This window comes from Streptococcus sp. HMSC078H03 (assembly GCF_001808655.1).
In the GTDB taxonomy this organism is placed as follows: domain Bacteria; phylum Bacillota; class Bacilli; order Lactobacillales; family Streptococcaceae; genus Streptococcus; species Streptococcus salivarius_G.
On sequence record NZ_KV794117.1, the window covers coordinates 27129 to 27916 of the forward strand.

General features: G+C 42.8%; 1 protein-coding gene. It reads right to left on the reverse strand.

What is annotated here, in order from left to right:
• Positions 1 to 788, reverse strand: a 788-nt coding sequence (ldcB, locus tag HMPREF2607_RS09315) for an LD-carboxypeptidase LdcB/DacB (RefSeq protein WP_186821392.1), incomplete at both ends; no start/stop codon positions are given.

Sequence of the window (788 nt, forward strand, 5' to 3'; positions counted from 1 at the left end):
CGCCTTGATTGACGCACGACCTGTGAAGGTATAAGTTCCTGTCGCTGGAAGGTTGATCGCACCTGTAGTGGCTGGTTTGCTTTCAGCAGGTTTACTACTAGTAACATAATCACCACCTTCGATACCGAAGTATTCTTCCAAACTCAAACCTGAATCGTGGATGTCTTTAGCTTCTTTACCCACATAGCGGATGTGCCATGCTTCTGGCATGTAGCCAGTTGAAGCTTCTTTACCTGCTTGGAAACGCACGATAAAGCCATAGTTATGTGCATTGTCTTTAAGCCATTGACTAGCACGTGAATCTTCAAGCAAATTACCAGATTTATCGGTCAAATCAAAGACTAATCCAGTTTGGTGTTCGCTATATCCAGGACGAGCTGAGTAACGGTCCGCAGCTGCCTGACCATCACGGCTAACATAGTTGTCGTAAAGAGTCTTTTGATAATCGTAAGAACGGAAACCACTGTATGAACGTCCGACATTCAAACCTTGGTTAATCATATCATCACGAAGGCGAACAAAGGCTGCCTTAGCTGTAGGATTTTCACCTGGATTATAGTCCTTAGAAAGACCATGCTTCTTATTGACAATGATAATATCATCGTATTTACCACGAACACTGTAGTAAGAACCGTTATTGGTCAATTTCCCTGTTACATGGGATTCATTAGATTGAGGCACTGTGGCTGTAGTTTCGGTAATATAAGTTCGTTTACCATCCAACATGTAGTAAAGATGCACAGAATAAGTACCCGCATCACCCTTATGGCTAGCTGTGTCTACATGAA